Below are 20962 nucleotides of genomic sequence, written 5' to 3'. Positions count from 1 at the left end.
GCTCATGGCGACCGAGCAGGGCCTGACGAAGGACACGATCCTGTCGTCGGTGGCCGGGTACCGTGAACAGCTCGACGCGGGGTCTTCGAAAGACGCGCTCGAGAAGATGTTCGAGCGCGACAAGGACAACCTCCGCGGGCTGGGCGTGCCCATCGAGACGATCGGCAATCGCACCGACCCCGACGACCTGCGGGAGGCCCGTTATCGCGTGCCGACCGCGGAGTACGCGCTCCCCGTCGACATCTCCTTCAGCCCCGCGGAGATCGCGCTGCTCAACATCGCCGGCGGGGTGTGGGGCAGCGAGTCGCTCTCGGTCGACGCGCGCAGCGGCCTCCGCAAGATCCGCGCCCTCGGCATCGCCGTCGACGAGCCGATCATCGGCTACGCCCCGCGCATCCGGGTGCGAGACGCCTCCTTCGGGGCGTTGCAGCGCGCCATCGAGCAGTGCCGCACCGTCACCTTCACCTACCTGCGCCCGGGCGATGCGCAGCCGCGCGAGCGCCGTCTGCGTCCTCTCGCCCTCGTCGAGTACGAGGCGCGATGGCACGTGTACGGCTTCGACGTCAACGTCGGCGCCGATCGCACGTTCCTGCTGTCGCGCATCGTCAGCGACGTCACCGTCACCCGGGAGAAGTTCCCGCCCGCGTTGCGCGAGGGGGCAGGGGAGCGCGCTCTGCGGGGACTGGACGACGTCGCCGCGCGTCAACGGGCTCTGCTCGAGGTGCACCCGGGCACCGAGGCCGCATTGCGTCTCGCACGGCGGGCGGAGGAGGCGCCGCAGGGCATCGTCGTGCCCTACGTCGATCTGCACGTCTTCGCCGACGAGTTGGCCTCCTACGGCCCCGAGGTGCGCGTGGTGGCCCCCGCCGACCTGCGCACCGAGGTCGTCCGGCGCCTGCGGGCGACCCTCGAGCGGCACGGGGGAGCGGCATGAGCGTCGATCGTCCCGGGGGTGACCGCCCGATCGCGGCCCTCGATCGCGCCGCGCTCCTGCTGCAGCTCGTGCCGTACCTTCTGGGCAAGGGCGAGGTGAGCGTGGCGGAGGCCGCGGCTGAGTTCGACGTCGCGCCCGAGCAGATGCGCGCGATGGTCGAGCGCCTGACCGTGATCGGCCTGCCCGGCGAGCAGGGCTACTGGCAGCTGCCGCACGACCTCTTCGACATCGACTGGGACCTGCTCGACCGCGACGACGTCATCGCCATCACGAACACGGTCGGGCTCGAACGCTCCCCGCGGCTGACGGCCCGAGAGGCGGCGGCGCTGCTCGCCGGTCTGCAGCTCGCACGCAGCCTCCCCGGCGTGGGCGACAGCGACGTGGTCTCCGGACTGCTCGAGAAGCTCGCTCGGGGAGCGGCCGCCGCTCCACCGCCCGTGATCGTCGCGCCCGGACCCGTCGACGGCGTCCGCGACGTGGTCGACCGCGCCCTGCGCGAGCGCGTCGCGGTGACCTTCGTGTACCGTGCCCCGGGTGCCGCCCCGGCCTCGCGCACCGTCGACCCGATCAAGGTGCACATCGCCAACGGCCAGTGGTATCTGCAGGGCTGGGATCACCTCCGCCAGGCCGTGCGCACCTTCCTCCTCGACCGCGTGAGCGAGCCGACCCTCACCGACATCGCGGCTGTCCACGGTGCCGACCCCGTGCCGGAGCTCTTCGCTCCGGGCGACGACGAGGTGGTCGCGCGTTTCCGCTTCCCGCGCGCCGTGGCGCCTTTGCTGGCGGACTACCTCGACCGCGCCGAGATCGAGGATGCCGACGACGACACGGCCGTGGCATCCCTGCGCCTCGCCGACGAGCAGAGTCTGAAACGGCTCGCGGCCCGCCGCGGGGGAGAGGTGGAGCTGCTGGAGCCGCTCGGCGCGCGGCGCGCGGCGGCCGCGTGGGCGGCGGCGGGGCTGGCGCAATACATCGACGAAGACTGATCCGCCGGCGGTGTATCTGGACGCTACGGGGATTTCCCCGCGGGTCGGGTCGCCCGCCGTGTGCGCGGGTTAGACTGATGACTCGCCCGAACGAGACGAGGAGTCCTCATGTTCCAGGGATTGACCGGATGGCACCTGCTAGTCGTTCTGGCTGTCATCCTCCTTCTTTTCGGTGCCGCCAAGCTTCCCGCGCTCGCGAAGAGCATGGGTCAGTCGGCTCGCGTGTTCAAGAGCGAGATGAAGGAGATGAAGCGCGACGACGAGGTCGCGTCCGCGCAGTCCTCCGACGTTCCGCGGCCCGCCGACAGCGGCACCGCGCCGGCCGTGGCACCCGAACCGCGCAGGTCGACCGACCCCACCGTCTGACGCGTGGCGACGGCACGATCGCCGCGGATAGACCTCCCCGAGGAACCGCGGCGCGATAAGCGCATGTCGATCGGGGCGCACCTGGTCGAACTGCGCAAGCGGTTGATGATCGCCGCGCTCGCCCTCGTGGTCGGCATGGTGGTCGCGTTCATCATCACCGATCCGATCATCCACCTGATCACCGAGCCGATCCGCGAGATCGCCGCGCGGCGAGGAGACGACTTCTCGGCGTTGAACTTCACCTCGGTGACGTCGGCGTTCGACCTGCGCATGCGGATCGCCTTCTCGATCGGCATCTTCCTGTCGGCGCCGATCTGGCTCTGGCAGATCTGGGCGTTCATCATGCCCGGTCTCACGCGCAAGGAGATCCGCTACACGGTCGGCTTCGTGGCATCCGCGGTTCCCTTGTTCTTCGTGGGGTGCTGGGTCGGTCTGCTCATCGTCCCGCACGTGATCGAGCTCATGTGGGGCTTCACCCCCGAGGGCGGGGTCAACTTCTACAACGCCGTGGACTACTACGACTTCGTCTTCAAGCTGTTGATCGTCGTGGGCGTCTCGTTCGTGCTGCCGGTGTTCCTGGTCGCCCTCAACGTCGCGGGCGTCATGAGCGGCAGGGCGATCCTGAAGGGATGGCGAGTCGCGATCCTCATCGCCGTCATCTTCTCGGCCCTCGCCACCCCCGCGGCCGACGTCGTGAGCATGCTGATGCTGGCCGGCATCCTGATCGTGCTCTTCTTCGCCGCCGCCGGACTGTCGCTGCTGTTCGACCGCCGCAAGGCCCGTCGCGTCGCCGCGGAGATGGCGCCGGGGCCCATCGCGTGACCTCCCCCAGCCCCGCGGAGCGCTTCGCCCGCGCGAGCGCTCGCTCGTCGCACCCGCACACCGCCGACTTCGCCGAGATGCAGCGGTTCGAGCTCGACGACTTCCAGATCGCCGGATGCCACGCCCTCGAGGACGGGCGGAGCGTCCTGGTCGCCGCGCCCACCGGTGCCGGCAAGACCATCGTCGGCGAGTTCGCCATCCACCTCGCGATGCTCGAGCCGGGCGACAAGGCGTTCTACACCACGCCCATCAAAGCGCTCTCGAACCAGAAGTTCCACGAGCTGCAGGAGGTGTACGGCGACGACGAGGTCGGCCTGCTCACCGGCGACACCAACATCAACGCCTCGGCGCGCATCGTCGTGATGACCACCGAGGTGCTGCGCAACATGCTCTACGCCGATTCACCGGCGCTGCGGGGCCTGCGATTCGTCGTGATGGACGAGGTGCACTACCTCGCCGACCGCTTCCGCGGCGCCGTGTGGGAAGAGGTCATCATCCACCTCCCGCCGTCGGTGAAGCTCGTGTCGCTGTCGGCGACCGTGTCGAACGCCGAGGAGTTCGGCGACTGGCTCGACACCGTGCGCGGCGACACCGAGGTCATCGTGTCGGAGACGCGTCCTGTTCCTCTGGAACAGCACGTGCTCGTGCGGGGCGACCTGCTGCCGCTGTTCGACGACCGCGCCGGCGTGGCCACGGCCCAGGTCAACCAGGAGCTGCTGCGCATCCGCGGCGGCAACGCGGGCGGGTACGAGAACAACCGGCGAGCCCAGGAGTACCGCTCCGCCCGCCACGCCGGAGGCCCGCGCCACGCGCATCAGCGCCGCGGCGGACACAAGCCGCTGCGCGCGCAGCAGGGCCCGCGCATCGAGCGCATCGACCGTCCCGAGGTGGTCGAGCTGCTGCAGCGCAACCACCTGCTGCCGGCGATCTTCTTCATCTTCAGTCGCGCCGGGTGCGACGCGGCCGTGCAGCAGCTGCGCCGCGCGAACGTGCGTCTCACCTCGGCGGAGGAACGCGTCGAGATCCGCCAGATCGTCGACGAGCTGACCTTCACCCTCAAGGACGAAGACCTCGCCGTGCTGCACTTCTGGGAGTGGCGCGACAACCTCGAGCGCGGAATGGCGGCCCACCACGCGGGCCTGCTGCCGGCGTTCAAGGAGGTCGTCGAAGAGCTCTTCCGCCGCAAGCTCGTGAAGGTCGTCTTCGCGACCGAGACGCTCGCCCTCGGCATCAACATGCCCGCGCGCACCGTGGTGCTGGAGAAGCTCGAGAAGTTCAACGGCGAGGCCCGCGTCGCCATCACCTCGGGCGAGTACACCCAGCTCACCGGCCGTGCCGGCCGTCGCGGCATCGACGTCGAGGGCCACGCGGTCGTGCAGTTCACCGAGGGGCTCGACCCGCAGTCGGTCGCGGCCCTCGCCTCACGTCGCACCTACCCGCTCAATTCGAGCTTCCGCCCCACCTACAACATGGCCGTGAACCTCATCGACCAGTTCGGGCGGGCCCGCGCGCGCGAGATCCTCGAGTCCTCGTTCGCCCAGTTCCAGGCCGATCGCTCGGTCGTGGGTCTGGCGCGTCAGGTGAAGGATGCCGAGGAGTCGCTCGACGGCTACGAGAAGGCGATGACGTGCGACCGCGGCGATTTCCGCGAGTACTCCACGATCCGCCGCGAGCTCAGCGACCTCGAGAAGATCAACCGTCGCGACGCCACCGCGCCCCGGCGCCTGAGGGACGAGCGCCAGCAGCAGATCCAGTCGCTGCGCAAGCGGATGCAGCGGCATCCGTGCCACTCGTGCCCCGACCGCGAGGCGCATGCGCGCTGGGCGGAGCGGTACTGGAAGCTCAAACGCTCGACCGACAAGACCCGGCAGCAGATCAATCAGCGCACGGGCACCGTGGCGCGCGTGTTCGACCGGGTCGTCGAGGTGCTTGCCGCGCTGGAGTACGTGGCGATCGAGGCCGACGGCGCGACGGTGCTCACGCGCGCCGGCCGCACGATGCGCCGCATTTACGGCGAGCGCGATCTGCTAGTGGCCGAGTCGCTGCGCCAGGGCCTGTGGGACGGGCTGGACGCCCCCTCGCTCGCCGCTCTCGCGTGCTGCCTCGTGTACGAACCGCGGCGCGACGAGGCCGGACCGGGGGAGCGAGGACTTCCCCGCGGTGCCTTCCGAGGAGCCCTGGATGCCACGCAGACGCTGTGGCAGGAGCTCGACGACCTCGAACGCGACCACCGCCTCCCCGGCTCGGAGAGCCCCGCCTCGGGCCTGGCGCCGGCCATGCACGCCTGGGCGCGCGGCCTGCCGCTGGACAGCGTGCTGACCCTGGCCGACATGGCCGCGGGGGACTTCGTGCGATGGGCCAAGCAGACGATCGACCTGCTCGACCAGATCTCGCTCGTCGCGGAGCCGCCGCTCGCGAAGACCGCGCGCACCGCACTGGACGCGGTGCGCCGGGGCATCGTGGCGTACACGTCGGCATGAGCGGCACGACCCCGCCGCCGCGACCTCTGCTGCGCCTGGCCTTCGCCGCGCCGTTGTCGGTCGTGGCGGGACTCCTTCTGGTCACCGCCTATCCCGCGCTCGCGTGGTGGCCCCTGGCGTTCCCGGCCGTCGCCCTGGCCCTGCTGACGCTCATCGGCCGCCGGTTCTGGTCGGCCGTCTTGGTGGGCTTCCTCTTCGGCGTGGCCTTCTTCTCGGTCAACCTGCTCTTCACGGCGCGTTACCTGGGACCCATCCCGTGGGCCGCGCTCTTCGTGCTCGAGGCGCTGCTGACGGCGGTGCTCGCGGTGCCGATCGCCCTGGCGTACCGGTGGGTGCCCCGCGTGGTTCCCGGGGTGCTCGGCCGCACGCTCGCGCTCCCGGCGCTCGTCGCGGGGCTATGGGTGCTGCGCGAACAGATCGTCGGGTCGTGGCCCTACGGCGGCTTCCCCTGGGGGCGCATCGGCGTGTCGCAGGTGAACGGGCCGTTCGCCGAGGTCGCGTCGTGGGTGGGGATGTCGGGCCTGTCGTTCCTCATCGTGCTGCTGTGTGCGATGGCGGTCGAGCTCGTTCGCCTTCGCCGTTTTCGCAGGCCCCTCGCCGCCGTCCCCGCCGCCGGGTTGCTCGTGGTGCTGCTGGTGCTGCCGCAGTTCCCGACCGCGGCTGCCGGGTCGCTCCGCGTCGGCGCGGTCCAGGGCAACGGCCCAGCCGGGTACTTCGACCAGCGGGCGCGCGATGCCGTGTTGAACGCGCAGCTGGCGGCATCCGCCCCGCTCTTCGGCCAGCAGATGGACGTGCTCCTCTGGCCCGAGGGAGGCGTCGACTCCGACCCGACCGCGAACAACTCGACCTCCGCGGTGCTCGAAGAGCTGTCGCGCCGCGTCGACGCGCCGCTGCTCGTGTCCGCGGTGACGGAGCGCGGGCCCGACCTGTTCAATTCGGCGCTGCTGTGGACGGCCGACGGGCAGTCCGGTGCGACGTACGACAAGCGGCATCCGGTGCCGTTCGGCGAGTACGTGCCCGACCGGGCGTTCTGGGAGCCCTTCGCTCCCGACCTCATCGGGCTCATCGGTCGCGAGTACACGCCGGGCACGGCGAGTCCGCTCATCGACATCGACGGCGTGGGCGTGGGGCTGGCGATCTGCTTCGACGTCATCTACGACGACGTCGTGTGGGACGGGGCCGACGCGGGCGCCCAGGTCTACATGTTCCAGACCAACAACGCCGACTTCCGCGGCACCGACGAGAACCTGCAGCAGCTCGCGTTCGCGCAGATGCGCGCGATCGAGACGGGGCGTGCGGTCGTGAACCTGTCGACGGTCGGGACCAGTCAGGTCATCGCGCCCGACGGGTCGACGCTCGATGCTCTGCCGATCGACGAGGCCGGCCACATGCTGACCGACGTGCCCCTCCGCACCGGCCTGACGCCCGCGGTGGTGATCGGTCCCGCCGTGAAGATGGTGCTGGGGTGGGGGAGCCTCGCCGGTCTTCTCGCGGCAGGGCTGTCGCTGGCGGTGCGCGCGCGGCGCACGAAGAAGACGCCGACCCCCACGGGGGCCGGCGTCTGAATTCTCAGGGCGCTTCGGTCAGGACGTCCTGATCAGGACGCCCTGATCGGCACGTCAGGCGCTGAGCTTCTCGTTGCCCGCGCCACGACGGGCGCGCACGAAGGCGAGGCGCTCTTCGAGCAACTCTTCGAGCTCGGGGAGCGTGCGGCGCTCGAGCAGCATGTCCCAGTGCGTGCGGGCGGCCTTGTCGCCCGAGTGGTCGACGGTCGCGGTGCCGTCGCCGATGCGCAGCAGCGCTTCGGCGCCGCACGTGCGGCACTCCCAGGACTCCGGAACCTCGGCGTCCGCAGCGAAGGTCAGGACGGTGTCGCGTCCGCAGGTGCTGCAGATGTAGGTGTGTTGTGCACGGTCGTGGAACACGACGCCGTCTTCGCTCTGGAGGCTTTGGGCGCCGAGTCGGATGCCGCGGAGACTGCGGTCTGCCATTTTGTGGTCCTCTCGTCGGTCACCATGTATAACGTCCGCACCTGTGCGCTTTATTCGAACGACGGGCATCGTGGCGCCTTTCACAGAGGATGCTCAGACAGCTGGAGTTCCCCGCGTGTTCACCTTCCGGAGGGCCGCGTCGGCCCGGTCGGTGACGAGGCCGTCGATGCCCAGATCCAGCAGGCGTTCCATGTCGTCGTCGGCGTTCACCGTCCACACGTGCACCTCGACGCCGTGCGCGTGCGCATCGCGCACGAGGCCGCGCGTGACGATGCGCAGCGGCCCCTGCCTCTCCGGTACCTGCAGGGCGTCGAGCCCGTCGAGGAGGGCGCCCACGCGCCCCGCCCGTCGCAGGGCGCGCGCGGCGAGCAGCCGCACCACCGTCGCCTGTCCCGGCGATGTCGCGGGGCGTTGCGCGGCGCCGGCTGCGCGCGCGGCGGCGAGCGCCTCGAGGCGGCGATCGTCGGAGAAACTCGTCACGAGCACCCGCTCGGCGTGCGGTGCGACCAGCCGCCCGACACCGTCAGCGGCGGCAGCCGCCTTGACGTCGAGGTTGAACCGCAGCTCGGGGAACGCCTCGAGGGCCTGCGCGAGGGTGATGAGACCGCCGCGGTCGGCCATGAGCTCCTCGAGCTCGTGGAGGCGCACATCGGCGATCTGCCGCGGGTCGCCGGCCACGCGCCGGAGATCGTCGTCGTGGAACAGCACGACCGTTCCGTCAGCGCTCACGTGGCAGTCGGACTCGACGTACGCGGCCCCGGCGGCGTGCGCCTCGGCGACGGCGGCGAAGGAGTTCTCGACGACGCCGTGGGAGGCGGCATCCGCCGTCACGAGTCCGCGGTGGGCCAGCACGCGCGGAGCGGCGGGGGACAGGTAGGGATGCCGCATCATCGGGGCGTGGAGGGGTCCGCGTCGGGCGAGAGCGACGCGGGGCCGTCCGCGCCGGGAGTGCGGGAGGTGAAGGCTCCGGAGAAGCCCTTAAGTGCTTCGGTGAACTCGCTCGGGATGATCCACAGCTTGCTCGCGGCGCCGTCGCTGATCTTGGGCAGCGTCTGCAGGTACTGGTAGGCGAGGAGCTTGTCGTCGGGACGGCCCTCGTGGATCGCCGTGAAGACGGAGTGGATGGCCTCGGCCTCGCCCTGCGCGCGCAGCACCGCCGCCTGCTTGTCGCCCTCGGCCTCGAGGATCGCCGCTTGACGGCGGCCCTCGGCCTCGAGGATCTGCGACTGCTTCGAGCCCTCGGCGGTCAGGATCGCGGCGCGCCGGTCGCGTTCGGCCCTCATCTGCTTCTCCATCGAATCCTGGATCGAAAGGGGCGGATCGATCGCCTTGAGTTCGACGCGCCCGACCCGGATCCCCCATTTCCCCGTGGCCTCGTCGAGCACGACGCGCAGCTGCCCGTTGATGTTGTCGCGACTGGTGAGCGCTTGCTCGAGGTTCAACCCGCCCACGACGTTGCGCAGGGTCGTGGTCGTGAGCTGCTCGACGGCGCCGAGGTAGTTGGCGATCTCGTAGGTGGCGGCGCGCGCGTCGGTGACCTGGAAGTAGACGACGGTGTCGATCGAGACGACGAGGTTGTCTTCGGTGATCACCGGTTGCGGTGGGAACGACACGACCTGCTCGCGCATGTCGATGAGCGGTCGCACCCGGTCGATGAGCGGGACGACGAGGTTGAGGCCGGGCGTGAGGGTCTTGTGGTAGCGCCCGAGACGCTCGACGACCCCCGCGCGGGCCTGCGGGATGATGCGGATGGCGCGCACGAGCACGATGACGACGAACGCCGCCACCACGATCGCGAGGACCCACCCGATGGTGGCCGGGATCGACGTTGCGAGGTTCATGACGGTCCGATTCTCATGGGGGTGCCTCCTGGCTTCGAGCGGACGACGGCGGTGGCGCCGTCGATGCGGACGACCTCGATGCGCGTGGCGGGGTCGAGTCGGGTGTCGCCGTCGCTGCGCGCGGTCCACACGTCGCCGTTCGCGAGCTTGACCTGCCCCGTGACGGCGGGAGAGACCCGCGACAGCACGAGACCCTCGAGCCCGAGGAGCGCTTCCACGTTCGACGGGCGGGCGTCGGCGCCGCGGTGCAGTCGTCGAAGGAGCGGGGGGCGCAGGAAGACGAGGAGCGCGACGGCGGCCAGGGCGGCTGAGACGACCTGCAGCCACAGCGGTGCGCCGAGTACTCCCGCGCCGAGCCCGACCGCGGAGCCGCCGGCGAGCATGAGGAACGTCAGCTCGCCCGTGAGCATCTCGACGACCAGGAAGACCAGGATCAGCACGAGCCACCCGATCCATGCCCACGTGTCGATGAGGGAGAGAACGTCCATGTCGCACCTCCTGAGCCCGAACGTAGCACCGGGGAACGCCACCCGGGCCGCTTCCCGACGACCGCACAGGCTTCCCCGGCGGAGAAGCTTTCCCCGGCCGACCGGCTTCGCCGACCGAGGGCCTCCGCCGCTCGAGGAGCTACCCTTCCCGAGAGGGCGGCGGGGCGGTCGGTAGGCTGGGGAGTCGACCCACGATCCTCAGGAGTTCTCCCGTGTCCCAGACCCTCCCGTCCGGCTCGCTGAGCGGCAAGACCGCCCTCGTCACCGGTTCGTCGCGCGGCATCGGCGCCGACACCGTCCGTTACTTCGCCGAGGCCGGCGCCGATGTCGTCATCAACTTCCGCAACAAGGCGCCGCGGGCCGAGAAGCTCGCCGCCCAGCTGCGCGAGCTGGGTGTCGAGGCGCTCGTGGTGGGCGCCGACCTGACCGACCCCGAGTCGGTCGCGGCGATGTTCGGCGAGGTCGAGCGCACGTTCGGCGGCCTCGACATCCTCGTGCTCAACGCCTCGGGCGGCATGGAGTCGGGCATGGCCGAGGACTACGCCCTGCTGCTGAACCGCGACGCACAGGTCAACGTGCTCGAGACGGCGCTGCCGCTGCTGAACGACGACGCGCGCGTCGTCTTCGTCACCAGCCACCAGGCGCACTTCATCCGCTCGACCCCGACGATGCCGGAGTACGAGCCGGTGGCCCTCTCCAAGCGCGCGGGAGAAGACGCGCTGCGCGAGGAGATCCCCGCCCTCGAGGAGCGCGGGATCGGCTTCACGGTGGTCTCGGGCGACATGATCGAGGGCACGATCACCGCGACGCTGCTCGAGCGTGCGAACCCCGGCGCCATCGCCGCCCGCCGCGACGACGCCGGCAAGCTCTACAACGTCGCCGAGTTCGCCGCCGAGGTCGCGCGTGCGGCCGTCGACCCGGTGCCCGCCGACAACACCCGCCTCGTCGGAGACACGGGTTCGTTCGGAGGCGAGTGAGCATGCGGCCGACCGACATCGAGTCCCTGATCGGGGTCGGTCGGCCCGCGATCTCCTCGGACGGCGCCTTCGCCGTCTTCGCGACCTCACGCCCCGACCTCGCCGCCGACCGTGCGGTGGGACAACTCTGGCGGGCCGATCTCGCCACGGCCTCGTCGCGCCGTCTCACCCGTGGGGTGGAGGATCGGTCGCCGCGTCTCTCACCCGATGACGCCGTCGTCGCCTTCCTCCGCGGCGACGCGAAGGGGCGCCTGCAGATCTTCGTCGTCGGTGCCTCCGGCGGTGAGCCCGTGCAGGTCACCGACCGACCCGGGGGAGTGACCGACCTCGCCTTCTCGCCCGACGGCCGACGTCTCGCGTTCACGGCACGGGTGCCGGAGCCGGGGCGTTACGGCACCGTCGAGGGGCGGGATGCCGGTGCCGAACCCCCGCGGCGCATCACCGGCATCCGGTGGCACGCGAACGGCCTCGGGTATCTCGATCGTCCCGCGCAGGTGTTCGTGGTCGACGTGCCGTCCACCGACGCGGAGCCGTTCTACGAGCCCGCGCCCGCGATCGACGAGCCCGAGACGCGCGTCGTGCCCCACCCTGCGACGCAGCTCACCCGCGGCGGCACGAGCTGGGCCGGCGTGGCCTGGACACTCGACGGCGCCGAGGTGCTCAGCGTGCCCGACATGATCGAGACCTCGCGGCGCGACCTGCGCGACCGCGTCGCCGCGATTGCCGTCGATGGGGGAGTGCAGCGCGAGGTGCTGGGCATCGCCGAGAACCTGTCGGTGTCGGCGGTCCAGACGGCGCCCGACGGAACGGTCTTCCTCCTCGCGCACGATGTCGGCGGCTCGGGCGTGGACTTCGTCGCGCCGGGCGTGGCGCTGTTCGCCCTCGACGGCGACGCACCACGCGTGCTGACCGACCCCGAGACGATCGACCTCGGCGAGGTGGGGAGCCATCTCTCGTTCGACGGCGACGACGTCCTCGTGCAGGATCGCACCCGCGGGCGGGTGCGCCTGCTGCGCGTGACGCGGACGGGCACCGTGACCGAGGTCCTCGGCGGCGACCTCGAGGTGAACGGCCACGCCGCGGCGGCGGGACGGGTCGTGGCATCCGTCGCCTCTCCCGAGTCGTTCGGCGAACTCGTGATGATGCACGGGCGCGAGATGCGGGCGTTGACGAGGTTCGGGGCCGCGGCGTGCGACCGCGGCGTCGTCGTGCCGATCGATCACGAGGTGACCGGGCGCGACGGCTACCCCGTGCACGGTTGGGTCGCCGTCCCCGAGGGGGAGGGCCCGTTCCCGGTGATCCTGCAGATCCACGGCGGACCCTACGCCGCCTACGGCGTGCACCTCTTCGACGAGACCCAGGTGCTGGTGGATGCCGGCTACGCGGTGGTCTACAGCAACCCGCGGGGGAGCGCCGGATACGGTCGCGCCCACGGGCGAGCGATCCGGCAGCGCATGGGGACGCTCGACTTCTTCGACGTCATGGACTTCTTCGACGCCGTCGTGACAGCCGACCCGCGGCTGGACGCGGGACGCGTCGGCGTCATGGGCGGGTCGTACGGCGGGTATCTCACGGCGTGGATCATCGCGCACGACCACCGCTTCGCGGGCGCGATCGTCGAGCGCGGCTTCCTCGACCCCGCCTCCTTCCCCGGTTTGAGCGACATCGGCTCGTTCTTCGGCCAGGAGTACATCGGTACCGAGCCGACGCAGGTCGCGGCGCAGAGTCCGATGGCTGTGGTCGACCGGGTGCGCACGCCGACGCTCGTGCTCCACTCCGAGCTCGACTTCCGCTGCCCGCTCGAACAGGCCACGCGCTACTACGCGGCGTTGAAGCAGCAGGGGACCGAGGCCGAGATGCTCGTCTTCCCCGGCGAGGATCACGAGCTCACCCGCGCCGGGCGGCCGCAGCACCGCGTCCAGCGGTTCGAGGCCGTGCTCGAGTGGTGGGGCCGGCATCTGCCGGTGACCTGACGGACGGCCCGGACGCGAGGGCATCCGGGCCGTCCGGCGGTCGGGGTCAGACGGCCTTGCCGAACTGGATCGCGCGGACGATCTGGAAGACGCCGAGGATGACGAGCGAGACGCCGATCAGCAGGAACAGCGTGACCGCCCCCAGCAGCGGCGAGAACAGCAGGACGACGCCGGCGACGATGCTGACGATCGCGAAGAAGATCGTCCATGCGCGCGCCTTCGATCCGTGGCCCGCGGTGGTGAGCGAGACGACGCCCTCGATGATCCACAGGATGCCGACGAGCGTGCCGATGAAGACGCCGAACCACGCGGCGGTGGCCGGCAGGTTGGTGAAGGAGAAGATGCCGGCGACGATGAACAGCACGCCCAGCACGATGTAGCCGATGCGCGCCCAGCCGGAGCGCCAGAACAGACCGATACCGATGTTCACCACCCCGGCGATGATGACGTAGACGGCGATGATCCCGACGGCGACCTGGGCTGTGCGACCGGGCCAGAGCAGGATCAGCAGGCCGATGACGAGCGACAGCGCGCCGCTCACGCCGAGGGCGGTCCGGACGGCTCCGACGGCGGGACTGGTCGTGGACGAGGGCGACATGGCGAGCCTTTCTGAGTGAACGCTGAGAACAGTGCTCACCCTAGACCCGGGCGTGAAACCCACGCGAACGTCCCGTCGCGGACGGTCACGCGGGGGAGTGGTCGAGCAGGAGCGCGACCGCGAACAGTACGGGCAGGCACCCGACCGTCGAGATGAACACGACGTCGCGCGAGAGGATCTCGCCGACGCCGTAGCGCTGTGCGAAATTGAACACGTTCTGCGCGGTGGGAAGTGCCGCGAGCACCACGACGATGAAGATCTGCTCCTCGGGCAGACCGAACAGCGACGCCACCAGCAGCGCGATCGCGGGCATGGCGATCAGCTTTAGCGCCGAGGCGATGACGATGTCCACGCGGCGCCCGGGCTCCGTCAGCACGCGCTGGCCGTACAGCGACATGCCGTACGACATCAGCAGCACGGGGACGCACGCGCCCGCGATGAGATGGAGGGGGTCGAAGACGATGGGCGGCAGGTCGATGCCGAGCAGCGCGACGAGGACGCCGAGCGCGGAGCCGATGAGCATCGGGTTCTTCGCCGTCTGCGCCAGGATGCGTCCGATGTTCCGGGAGCCCGAGGTCGCGGCATCCAGGATGCCCAGGGCGATGGGCATCAGCACGAGCAGCTGGAACAGGATGACGGGCGCCGAGAACGCGGCGTTGCCGAGCATGTAGAGCGAGATCGGGATGCCGATGTTGTTGCTGTTCACCTGCCCCGCCGACAGCGCGCCGATCACGGTCTCACCGACCGGTCGGCGCAGAATCAGCGCCGAGATGAGCACGGAGACGGCGATGATCGCGGCGGCGGTGATCATCGACACCGGCAGCAGGGCCGAGAACAGCGTCGCCACGTCGGCCGTGGCGAGCACCGTGAACAGCAGGAACGGCGACAGCACGAAGAAGGTCAGGCGGCTGAGGACGTGCCGCGCGTGCGGACCCAGCAGATCGATGCGCGCGATGACATAGCCCACGATCACGGCGAGGCCGACGACGGCGAATCCGGTGAGGATGCCGCTCACGCGTGGATCCCGTGACGGGACGGGGCGGGGGAGAGAGGCATCCTCTCGAGCGTAGCGGGGGCGCGGAGGCGGCCGTGACGCGGGTGCGGGGCGGGAGGGAGCTTCGCACGGAGCGGGGGCGTGTCGGGTCACGGGCAGCGGCGCAAGTCCCGGGGGAGGCCCGGGACGCGGCTCTATCCTCGGCTCCTGACATCCCCGTCGGGGGCCATCGACCGTCTGGAGCTCCGAGTGAACACCTACCCCGCCAACCTCACCGAGATCCTCGAGCGTGAACCGCTGCCGGCATCCGGGATCGACTCGGACGACGTCGCGTACGAGATCGACGGCGTCGCGTATCGCGGGTATCGCGCGCGGCCGGCCGGCGAGGGGCGGTATCCGGGCGTCATGGTCGTGCACGACTGGCTCGGTGTGACCGACTACGTGCGCATGCGGTGCGACATGCTCGCCCGGCTCGGTTACGCCGCGTTCGCCGCCGACGTGTACGGCGCAGACGTGCGACCGACCCCACAGGAAGCCCCGGCGGTCGCCGGGCGCTTCTACCAGGATCGTCCGATGTGGCGGAAGCGCCTCGTCGAGGCCTTCGAGCAGCTTCGCGTCGACCCCTCGGTGGATGCCGACCGCACCGCGGCCATCGGCTACTGCTTCGGCGGTTCCTCGGTGCTCGAGCTCGCTCGCACGGGCGCGGACGTCGACGCGGTCGTCAGCTTCCACGGGGGCCTGCTCACCGGGCCCGAGGGTGAAGCGGAGAACATCACCGCCGGCATCCTGGTGCTGCACGGCGCGGCGGATCCCGTCGCGCCCGACGACGCGATGATCGCCTTCGAGAACGATCTGCGGACGGCGCCGTCGGTCGACTGGCAGCTCGTGTCGTACGCGAACGCGATGCACGCGTTCACGCTGCCGGATGCCGATGCTCCCGAGCAGGGCGCGCAGTTCCAGGCCACCGCCGAGCGACGCAGCTGGGCGGCGATGAAGGCGTTCCTGTCGGAGATCTTCGGCTGAGGCGGGCTGCTGCGTGGCCGCTGGGCCGCCGGTGACGCAAGCCGATAATGCACATTATGTCAGTTTACGTTGATCGACCGGATCCCCCGCGCCGAGGGAAACCCGTGCGCTGTCTCTCCGTCCGAGTCAGGACCCCGTGCGGATCCACTCCGACGTGACGCCGATCACCCGCGACCCGTCGAGATCGCCCAGCGACAGGCCGGCGAAGCGCACCGCGGCCTCCGACGTCTGCCACCGGAATTTCGGCTCCGACGTGGTGGCCGCCTCGACGACGGCTTTCGCGGCGTCCTCCGCCGATTGCGCGGCCGCGAACGACGCGGCCGTGCGGTCGAGGTAAGCCTGCTGCAGTTCGCTGTACGGGCCGGCCGGGGCGCGGTGCACCGAGTCGGTGAACGACGATGCCACCGCCGCGGGCTCGACGATCGAGACGTCGATGCCGAACGGCGCGACGACCGGGGCGAGGGACTGCATGAGCCCCTCCACGGCGAACTTCGCCCCGCAGTACGCGTCGGCGAACGGCTGGCCGACCGCTCCCCCGACGCTCGTCACGGTCACGATGCGGCCGCGGCCGCGCTCGCGCATTCCCGGCAGCACGAGACGGGTGAGACGGGCGACCGAGAGGTAGTTCGTGTCGAGTTGCGCCTGGAGATCGGCATCCGACAGCTGCTCGAGCGTGCCGACGGCGCCGCGCCCGGCGTTGTTGACGAGGATGTCGACGGGCCCGACGGCCTCGATCAAGGCCTCGGCTGCAGCGGCATCCGTCACCTCCAGGGCGCGGATGTCGAGCTCGACCTCCGCCGCGGATGCCGCGGAGCGCAGCGCGTCGGCCCGCGAGGTGTCCCGCACGGTGGCGACGATCGACACCCCGGTCTTCGCGAGTTCGATGGCCGTGTGCAGGCCGATGCCGCTGGAGGTGCCGGTGACGAGTGCGAGGGTCATGGATCCATCATGCTCCCGGTCGCTACGTCGGAGGGAGCGCTGTGGCACGTCCGCGTCCCGCGTTCAGATGTCCAGGATGCCGTCGACCGCCGCCTCGATCGGGGGCAGCCGGCTCGTTGCGAGGTCTTCCATGAGATGCACCGACGCGTACAGGGGCGGCGAGAAACGCCCCGCCGCATCGAAGACGCGCAGCGTTCGCCGCAGGCGTCCGGCCGGGAAGAACGGATGCCGGAAGCTGACCTCGACGCGCGTGCCCGGCCACTCGCCGCGCACCTCGACCCGGGGTTCGGCCAGGCCCTGCGAGAGGGGGCCGGTCTCCCCCGTCGGTCCGGTCCAGTACGCGTCCAACTCCGCGAACTCGGTCACCACCGCCGTGACGGCCGCCTCTCGCTCGACGACCGAGACATCGGCCAGCCGCCACGACGCGCGGGGATCGCTCGGCACGCGCGGAACGGGTTCGGGAAGGAGCTCGCCCATCAGCGACATCATCGCCGCATCGTCGATCGGCTCGTGGGTCTGATCGCGGGTGCGGAGTTCCGCGGGAAGCGGCCCGGGCGGCACCGCGACCTCCGCGGTGGCATACGTCCAGCCGCGAGGCGCCCGCCGGGGTGCGTCCGTGTGCACGGCGAAATACGTGCGGGCTCCCGCAACGAAAACCCACGCGATGCGGCGGTCCACTCGCATCCGGTGCTCGGAGCCGTCGACGGCCCGGATGCGCACGTCGTCCGACAGCCAGGCTTCGGCCTCGTCGGGGTCGCTCGACGCTGCCGGATGCCGCAACCACAGTCCGTGCGACGTCGCGCCGACCAGCTGCGCGTCGCCCAATCCGTCGGTTATGCGCAGGCGGGCATCCAGACCGACGTAGACAGCGGCGCTCCGCCCGGGAGCGATTCCTTCGTCCTGCGCCTCGAGGGGGCGGTACACGACCCACACTCCGTCCGGCATTGACAGGAGGGTCATCCCCGTCGCCCGTGCGCCGAGGTCGAGGTCGGGCCATGTCGCCACGCGCTCCGGTTCGCCGGGACGACGAACGACGGCGATCGGCTCGTCGTCGGCGACCGAGATCGTCACGTCGCCGACGCGCACCCGCTGCCATCCGTGTCCGCTCACCGTCGCGCCGATCTGTCAGGGGGGTGCGGGCCCGGCCCTCAGCCGAGCGGCTCGAGAGTCACCCATCGGCCGCCGAACTTCGGCTCGCGGCCGTCGCCCGACGACGTGCGGGTCAACCGCCGCCGCACCCAGGGCGCGACGTGCTCGCGATAGTAGGCGGAGCCCTTCAGCCGCTCGATCTCGGGGATCTCGCGCAGGTGCCACCACTCCCCCGGCGGGGCGAGGCCGACGGACTCGATCACGCGGGCGGCGACGCGATGGTGGCCGCGAGGATTCATGTGCAGGCGGTCCACCGACCAGAACTCCGCGCCCGCCAGCTCCCGGTCGAACCAGTTGTAGGCGGTGAGCACGTCGGGCCGTGTCTCGAGGCGTTTCTCGACCGCGTGAGAGAGGCGGTCTCCGCGCGCTTCGATGAGCTTGCCGAGCGGCAGCCCCGCCGAGGGGTTCGCACCGGAGAGCACGATGAGCTGCACGCCCTCCTCATCGCAGCGGCGAACGACGTGGTCGAAGAGGTCGACGATGCGCTCGATGCCGGTCCGCGGGCGCAGCATGTCGTTGCCGCCGCCGTTGAACGACAGGTGGGTCGGCTTCAGCGCGAGCGCCGGCTCGAGCTGCTGCGCGACGATCGGCTCGATGAGCTTGCCGCGGATAGCGAGGTTCGCGTACTCGATCGGCTCCCCCGCGGCATCCGCCCACCCTTGGGCTGCGAGATCGGCCCAGCCTCGTACGGTGCCGTCGGGTAGTTCGTCGCCGACCCCCTCGGTGAACGAGTCGCCGATCGCGACGTAGCGCACGGATGCCATGCCCCGAGCCTACGCGCGCGACGCACAGGCGACGCGCAGTCGGTTGCCCGCCATATCCGCTGGTTCGGGGCGCATCCCGTCGTTCGGGGCGGATGGTTCGCGCCCCGAACGGTGGAATCCGCCCCGAACCAAGGGAACATGGCCTCCGTGAGCGGCTGCGCCGGGAAAAGCGGGGCTACGCCAGTGCCCGACCCCTCTGCTCGCGCAGGAAGAGGGCGGCTACGACGGCGACGGCGAAGAACGCCGCGAAGACGACGAAGAGCAGGGGCGCTCCGCCGAGCCCGAGCAAAGGCGGCACCGCGAGAGGGGCGAGGATGGATGCGATGCGCCCGACCCCCGCGGCCCACCCCGCGCCGGTCGCACGCAGGGCCGTCGGGTAAGTCTCCGGGGTGGCGGCGTAGAGCGCGCCCCACGCGCCGAGGTTGAAGAACGACAGGGCCATGCCCGCTGCGATCACCGCGACCTCGCCCGACGCCGTGCCGAACAACACCGCCGAGACGGCGGATCCCGCGAGGAACGTCGCGAGTGTCGCACGGCGGCCCCACGCCTCGATCAGCCAGGCCGCGACGGCGTAGCCGGGCAGCTGGGCGAGCGTGATCACCAGGGTGAAACCGAACGAGCGCACGAGGTCGTAGCCCTGCGAGACGAGGATCGTGGGGATCCAGATGAACGCCCCGTAGTACGAGAAGTTCACGCAGAACCACAGCACCCACAGGCTCGCGGTGCGCGCCCGGAGGGCGGGTGCCCACAGTGCGCTCACGCGCGGCCGGGGGGCGGGAGAAGATGCCGCGACCCCCTCCGTCGACGCTTCGAGGGCGATGCGACCGGCGGCGGCCTCCAAGTCGCGCACGATCACGACCGCCTCCGCGTTGCGTCCGCGCGAGGCGAGCCACCTCGGGGACTCGGGCAGCCCCCACCGGACGACGAGCGCGTACACCGCGGGGATCGCGCCGAGGGCGAAGGCCCACCGCCAGCCGTCGGCGGACGACGGCACCACGAGGTAGCCGATCACCGCGGCGGCCGTCCATCCGACCGCCCAGAACGCCTCGAGGAAGACGATGAGACGCCCCCGCATGCGCGCCGGCGCGAACTCGCTGACGTAGGTCGAGGCCACGGGCAGCTCCGCCCCGAGGCCCAATCCGACGACGAAGCGCAGCACGAGCAGCGCCGCCAGCCCTCCCACGAGGGCGCTCGCGCCGGTGGCGACGCCGTACACCAGCAGGGTGAGGGCGAAGACATGACGGCGGCCGAAACGGTCGGCGAGCAGTCCGCCGACGCTCGCCCCGATCGCCATTCCGGCGAACCCCGCCGACGCGATCCACGACGCCTGCGTCGGGGCCAGCTGCCACTGCACGCTGAGCGCGGCGATGACGAACGAGATGAGCCCGACGTCCATGGCATCCAGGGCCCATCCCAGCCCCGATCCGCCGAGGATCCTGCCGTGCCGCCGGGTGAACGGCAGGGCGTCGAGACGCTCGGACACCCGGACGGTGTCGGTGCTCGTGGTCACCGGGCGACGGGAGCGTCGGCGAGCATGTCGTGCACGAGCGGTCGCACCTGCGTGCCGTACAGCTCGATGCTGCTCAGGAGGTGGTCGTGCGAGATCGACCCGCTGGCCATCTTCAGTTGGAAGCGGCTGTTGCCCAGCGCTCGAACGGTCGCGGCGATCTTGCGGGCGACCGTCTCGGGCGAGCCCACGTACATCGAGCCCTCGGGGCCGACATCGTGCTGGAAGCGCAGGCGGTTGTACTCCGGCCAGCCGCGCTCGCGCCCGATCGTGTTGTTCAGCTCTGCGACGCCCTCGTACGCCTCTTCCCACGCCTGTTCGTCGGTGCCGGCGACGTGCCCGGGCGAGTGCACCGAGATGGGCATCTGCGGCTTGCCGAGCTCGGTGAGCGAACGGCGGTACAGGTCCGCGTACGGGCGGAACCGCGCCGCCGAGCCGCCGATGATCGCGAGGACCAGGCCGTACCCGTAGCGCGCCGTGCGCACGACCGACTCGGGTGAGCCCCCGACTCCCACCCACGCCTTCAGACCGTTCTCGGTCTTCGGGTAGACGTCGGCGTCCTGCAGGGCGGGGCGCGTGCGGCCCGACCACGTGACGGGCCTCTCCTGCAGGAGGAGCGAGAACAGCTCGAGCTTCTCCTCGAAGAGCACTTCGTAGTCGGCGAGGTCGTAGCCGAAGAGCGGGAACGACTCGATGAACGATCCACGCCCGAGGATCACCTCGGCACGCCCGTGCGAGACGGCGTCGAGGGTCGCGAACCGCTCGTAGACGCGCACGGGGTCGTCGCTGGAGAGGACCGTGACGGCCGTGCCGAGGTGGATGTCCCGCGTCCGCGCGGCCGCCGCGGCGAGGACGATCTCGGGGCTGGTGACGGCGAAGTCCTTGCGGTGGTGCTCGCCCACCCCGAAGAACGACACGCCCACCTGGTCGGCCAGGACCGCCTGGTCGACGACGTTGCGGATGGTCTGCGCATCGGACAGCAGCGACCCGTCGGGGCCGCGTGAGATGTCTCCGAAGGTGTCGAGGCCGAGCTCGAGAGGGCGAACGTCCATGAGGTCTCCTTGCATTCGGATGAATGAACTTTACGCGTGCTCGGGGTATTCCCCCGCATCGACGAGGGGCACCGCCGC

General features: G+C 70.8%; 20 protein-coding genes. 9 read left to right on the top strand and 11 right to left on the bottom strand.

Going from position 1 to position 20962, the window contains the following annotated elements:
- The first annotated feature begins 4 nt into the window (after positions 1-4).
- From RWH45_RS15750 to lnt, 6 genes are all read left to right on the top strand, one after another.
- Positions 5-934 (top strand): helix-turn-helix transcriptional regulator, encoded by a 930-nt coding sequence (locus RWH45_RS15750; RefSeq protein ID WP_437127355.1) that lies wholly within the window; start codon positions 5-7, stop codon positions 932-934.
- On the top strand, positions 931-1920 hold the full coding sequence (locus RWH45_RS15745; protein WP_315995804.1) for a helix-turn-helix transcriptional regulator: 990 nt from the start codon (positions 931-933) through the stop codon (positions 1918-1920). Before RWH45_RS15750 ends, RWH45_RS15745 begins: the two co-directional genes overlap by 4 nt.
- A gap of 108 nt (positions 1921-2028) precedes the next feature.
- Positions 2029-2286, top strand: a complete 258-nt coding sequence (gene tatA, locus RWH45_RS15740; protein WP_315995803.1) for a Sec-independent protein translocase subunit TatA — start codon at positions 2029-2031, stop codon at positions 2284-2286.
- A 63-nt stretch (positions 2287-2349) separates the two neighbouring features.
- Positions 2350-3108, top strand: a complete 759-nt coding sequence (gene tatC / locus RWH45_RS15735; protein WP_315995802.1) for a twin-arginine translocase subunit TatC — start codon at positions 2350-2352, stop codon at positions 3106-3108.
- A complete protein-coding gene (locus RWH45_RS15730) occupies positions 3105-5588 on the top strand; it encodes a DEAD/DEAH box helicase (RefSeq protein ID WP_315995801.1) in 2484 nt (827 codons plus the stop codon). Before tatC ends, RWH45_RS15730 begins: the two co-directional genes overlap by 4 nt.
- Entirely contained in the window at positions 5585-7153 is a 1569-nt protein-coding gene (gene lnt, locus RWH45_RS15725) for an apolipoprotein N-acyltransferase (protein ID WP_315995800.1), read from the top strand. Before RWH45_RS15730 ends, lnt begins: the two co-directional genes overlap by 4 nt.
- Positions 7154-7207: 54 nt before the next feature.
- On the opposite strand, the gene RWH45_RS15720 is transcribed toward lnt, so the two are convergent.
- The 4 genes from RWH45_RS15720 to RWH45_RS15705 form a co-directional block, all read right to left on the bottom strand.
- Positions 7208-7579, bottom strand: a complete 372-nt coding sequence (locus tag RWH45_RS15720) for an RNA polymerase-binding protein RbpA (RefSeq protein ID WP_315995799.1) — start codon at positions 7577-7579, stop codon at positions 7208-7210.
- 93 nt (positions 7580-7672) lie between these two features.
- The gene (locus RWH45_RS15715; RefSeq protein WP_315995798.1) at positions 7673-8467 is read right to left on the bottom strand and encodes a glycerophosphodiester phosphodiesterase family protein; all 795 of its coding nucleotides are present in this window, start codon (positions 8465-8467) and stop codon (positions 7673-7675) included.
- Entirely contained in the window at positions 8467-9420 is a 954-nt protein-coding gene (locus RWH45_RS15710) for an SPFH domain-containing protein (RefSeq protein ID WP_315995797.1), read from the bottom strand. The genes RWH45_RS15715 and RWH45_RS15710 overlap by 1 nt, the downstream gene beginning before the upstream one ends.
- Entirely contained in the window at positions 9417-9908 is a 492-nt protein-coding gene (locus RWH45_RS15705; protein WP_315995796.1) for an NfeD family protein, read from the bottom strand. The genes RWH45_RS15710 and RWH45_RS15705 overlap by 4 nt, the downstream gene beginning before the upstream one ends.
- 212 nt (positions 9909-10120) lie before the next feature.
- On the opposite strand from RWH45_RS15705, the gene RWH45_RS15700 reads away from it, so the two are divergent.
- Together RWH45_RS15700 and RWH45_RS15695 are read left to right on the top strand one after the other, a co-directional pair.
- A complete protein-coding gene (locus tag RWH45_RS15700; RefSeq protein WP_315995795.1) occupies positions 10121-10885 on the top strand; it encodes an SDR family oxidoreductase in 765 nt (254 codons plus the stop codon).
- A gap of 2 nt (positions 10886-10887) precedes the next feature.
- Positions 10888-12858 (top strand): S9 family peptidase, encoded by a 1971-nt coding sequence (locus tag RWH45_RS15695; RefSeq protein WP_315995794.1) that lies wholly within the window; start codon positions 10888-10890, stop codon positions 12856-12858.
- Positions 12859-12904: 46 nt separating this feature from the next.
- On the opposite strand, the gene RWH45_RS15690 is transcribed toward RWH45_RS15695, so the two are convergent.
- Complete coding sequence (locus RWH45_RS15690) at positions 12905-13456, bottom strand: HdeD family acid-resistance protein (protein WP_315995793.1); 552 nt, start codon at positions 13454-13456, stop codon at positions 12905-12907.
- An 85-nt stretch (positions 13457-13541) separates the two neighbouring features.
- On the bottom strand, positions 13542-14471 hold the full coding sequence (locus RWH45_RS15685) for an AEC family transporter (protein WP_315995792.1): 930 nt from the start codon (positions 14469-14471) through the stop codon (positions 13542-13544).
- A 228-nt stretch (positions 14472-14699) separates the two neighbouring features.
- Between RWH45_RS15685 and RWH45_RS15680 the strand changes: the two genes are divergently transcribed.
- A complete protein-coding gene (locus tag RWH45_RS15680; protein ID WP_315995791.1) occupies positions 14700-15473 on the top strand; it encodes a dienelactone hydrolase family protein in 774 nt (257 codons plus the stop codon).
- 126 nt (positions 15474-15599) lie between these two features.
- Here RWH45_RS15680 and RWH45_RS15675 read toward each other — a convergent pair whose 3' ends face one another.
- From RWH45_RS15675 to RWH45_RS15655, 5 genes are all read right to left on the bottom strand, one after another.
- Positions 15600-16412 carry an SDR family NAD(P)-dependent oxidoreductase gene (locus RWH45_RS15675; RefSeq protein ID WP_315995790.1) on the bottom strand — a complete coding sequence of 271 codons (813 nt, stop codon included), beginning with the start codon at positions 16410-16412 and terminating at the stop codon, positions 15600-15602.
- 63 nt (positions 16413-16475) lie between these two features.
- Entirely contained in the window at positions 16476-17522 is a 1047-nt protein-coding gene (locus tag RWH45_RS15670) for a hypothetical protein (RefSeq protein ID WP_315995789.1), read from the bottom strand.
- 38 nt (positions 17523-17560) lie between these two features.
- Positions 17561-18325 (bottom strand): SGNH/GDSL hydrolase family protein, encoded by a 765-nt coding sequence (locus tag RWH45_RS15665; protein ID WP_315995788.1) that lies wholly within the window; start codon positions 18323-18325, stop codon positions 17561-17563.
- Between the two features lie 175 nt (positions 18326-18500).
- On the bottom strand, positions 18501-19835 hold the full coding sequence (locus RWH45_RS15660) for an MFS transporter (protein WP_315995787.1): 1335 nt from the start codon (positions 19833-19835) through the stop codon (positions 18501-18503).
- A complete protein-coding gene (locus RWH45_RS15655; RefSeq protein ID WP_315995786.1) occupies positions 19832-20884 on the bottom strand; it encodes an LLM class flavin-dependent oxidoreductase in 1053 nt (350 codons plus the stop codon). The genes RWH45_RS15660 and RWH45_RS15655 overlap by 4 nt, the downstream gene beginning before the upstream one ends.
- Positions 20885-20962: the final 78 nt, after the last annotated feature.

The organism is Microbacterium galbum (assembly GCF_032464915.1).
GTDB lineage: Bacteria > Actinomycetota > Actinomycetes > Actinomycetales > Microbacteriaceae > Microbacterium > Microbacterium galbum.
This window is presented reverse-complemented; position numbering and strand designations above follow the sequence as displayed.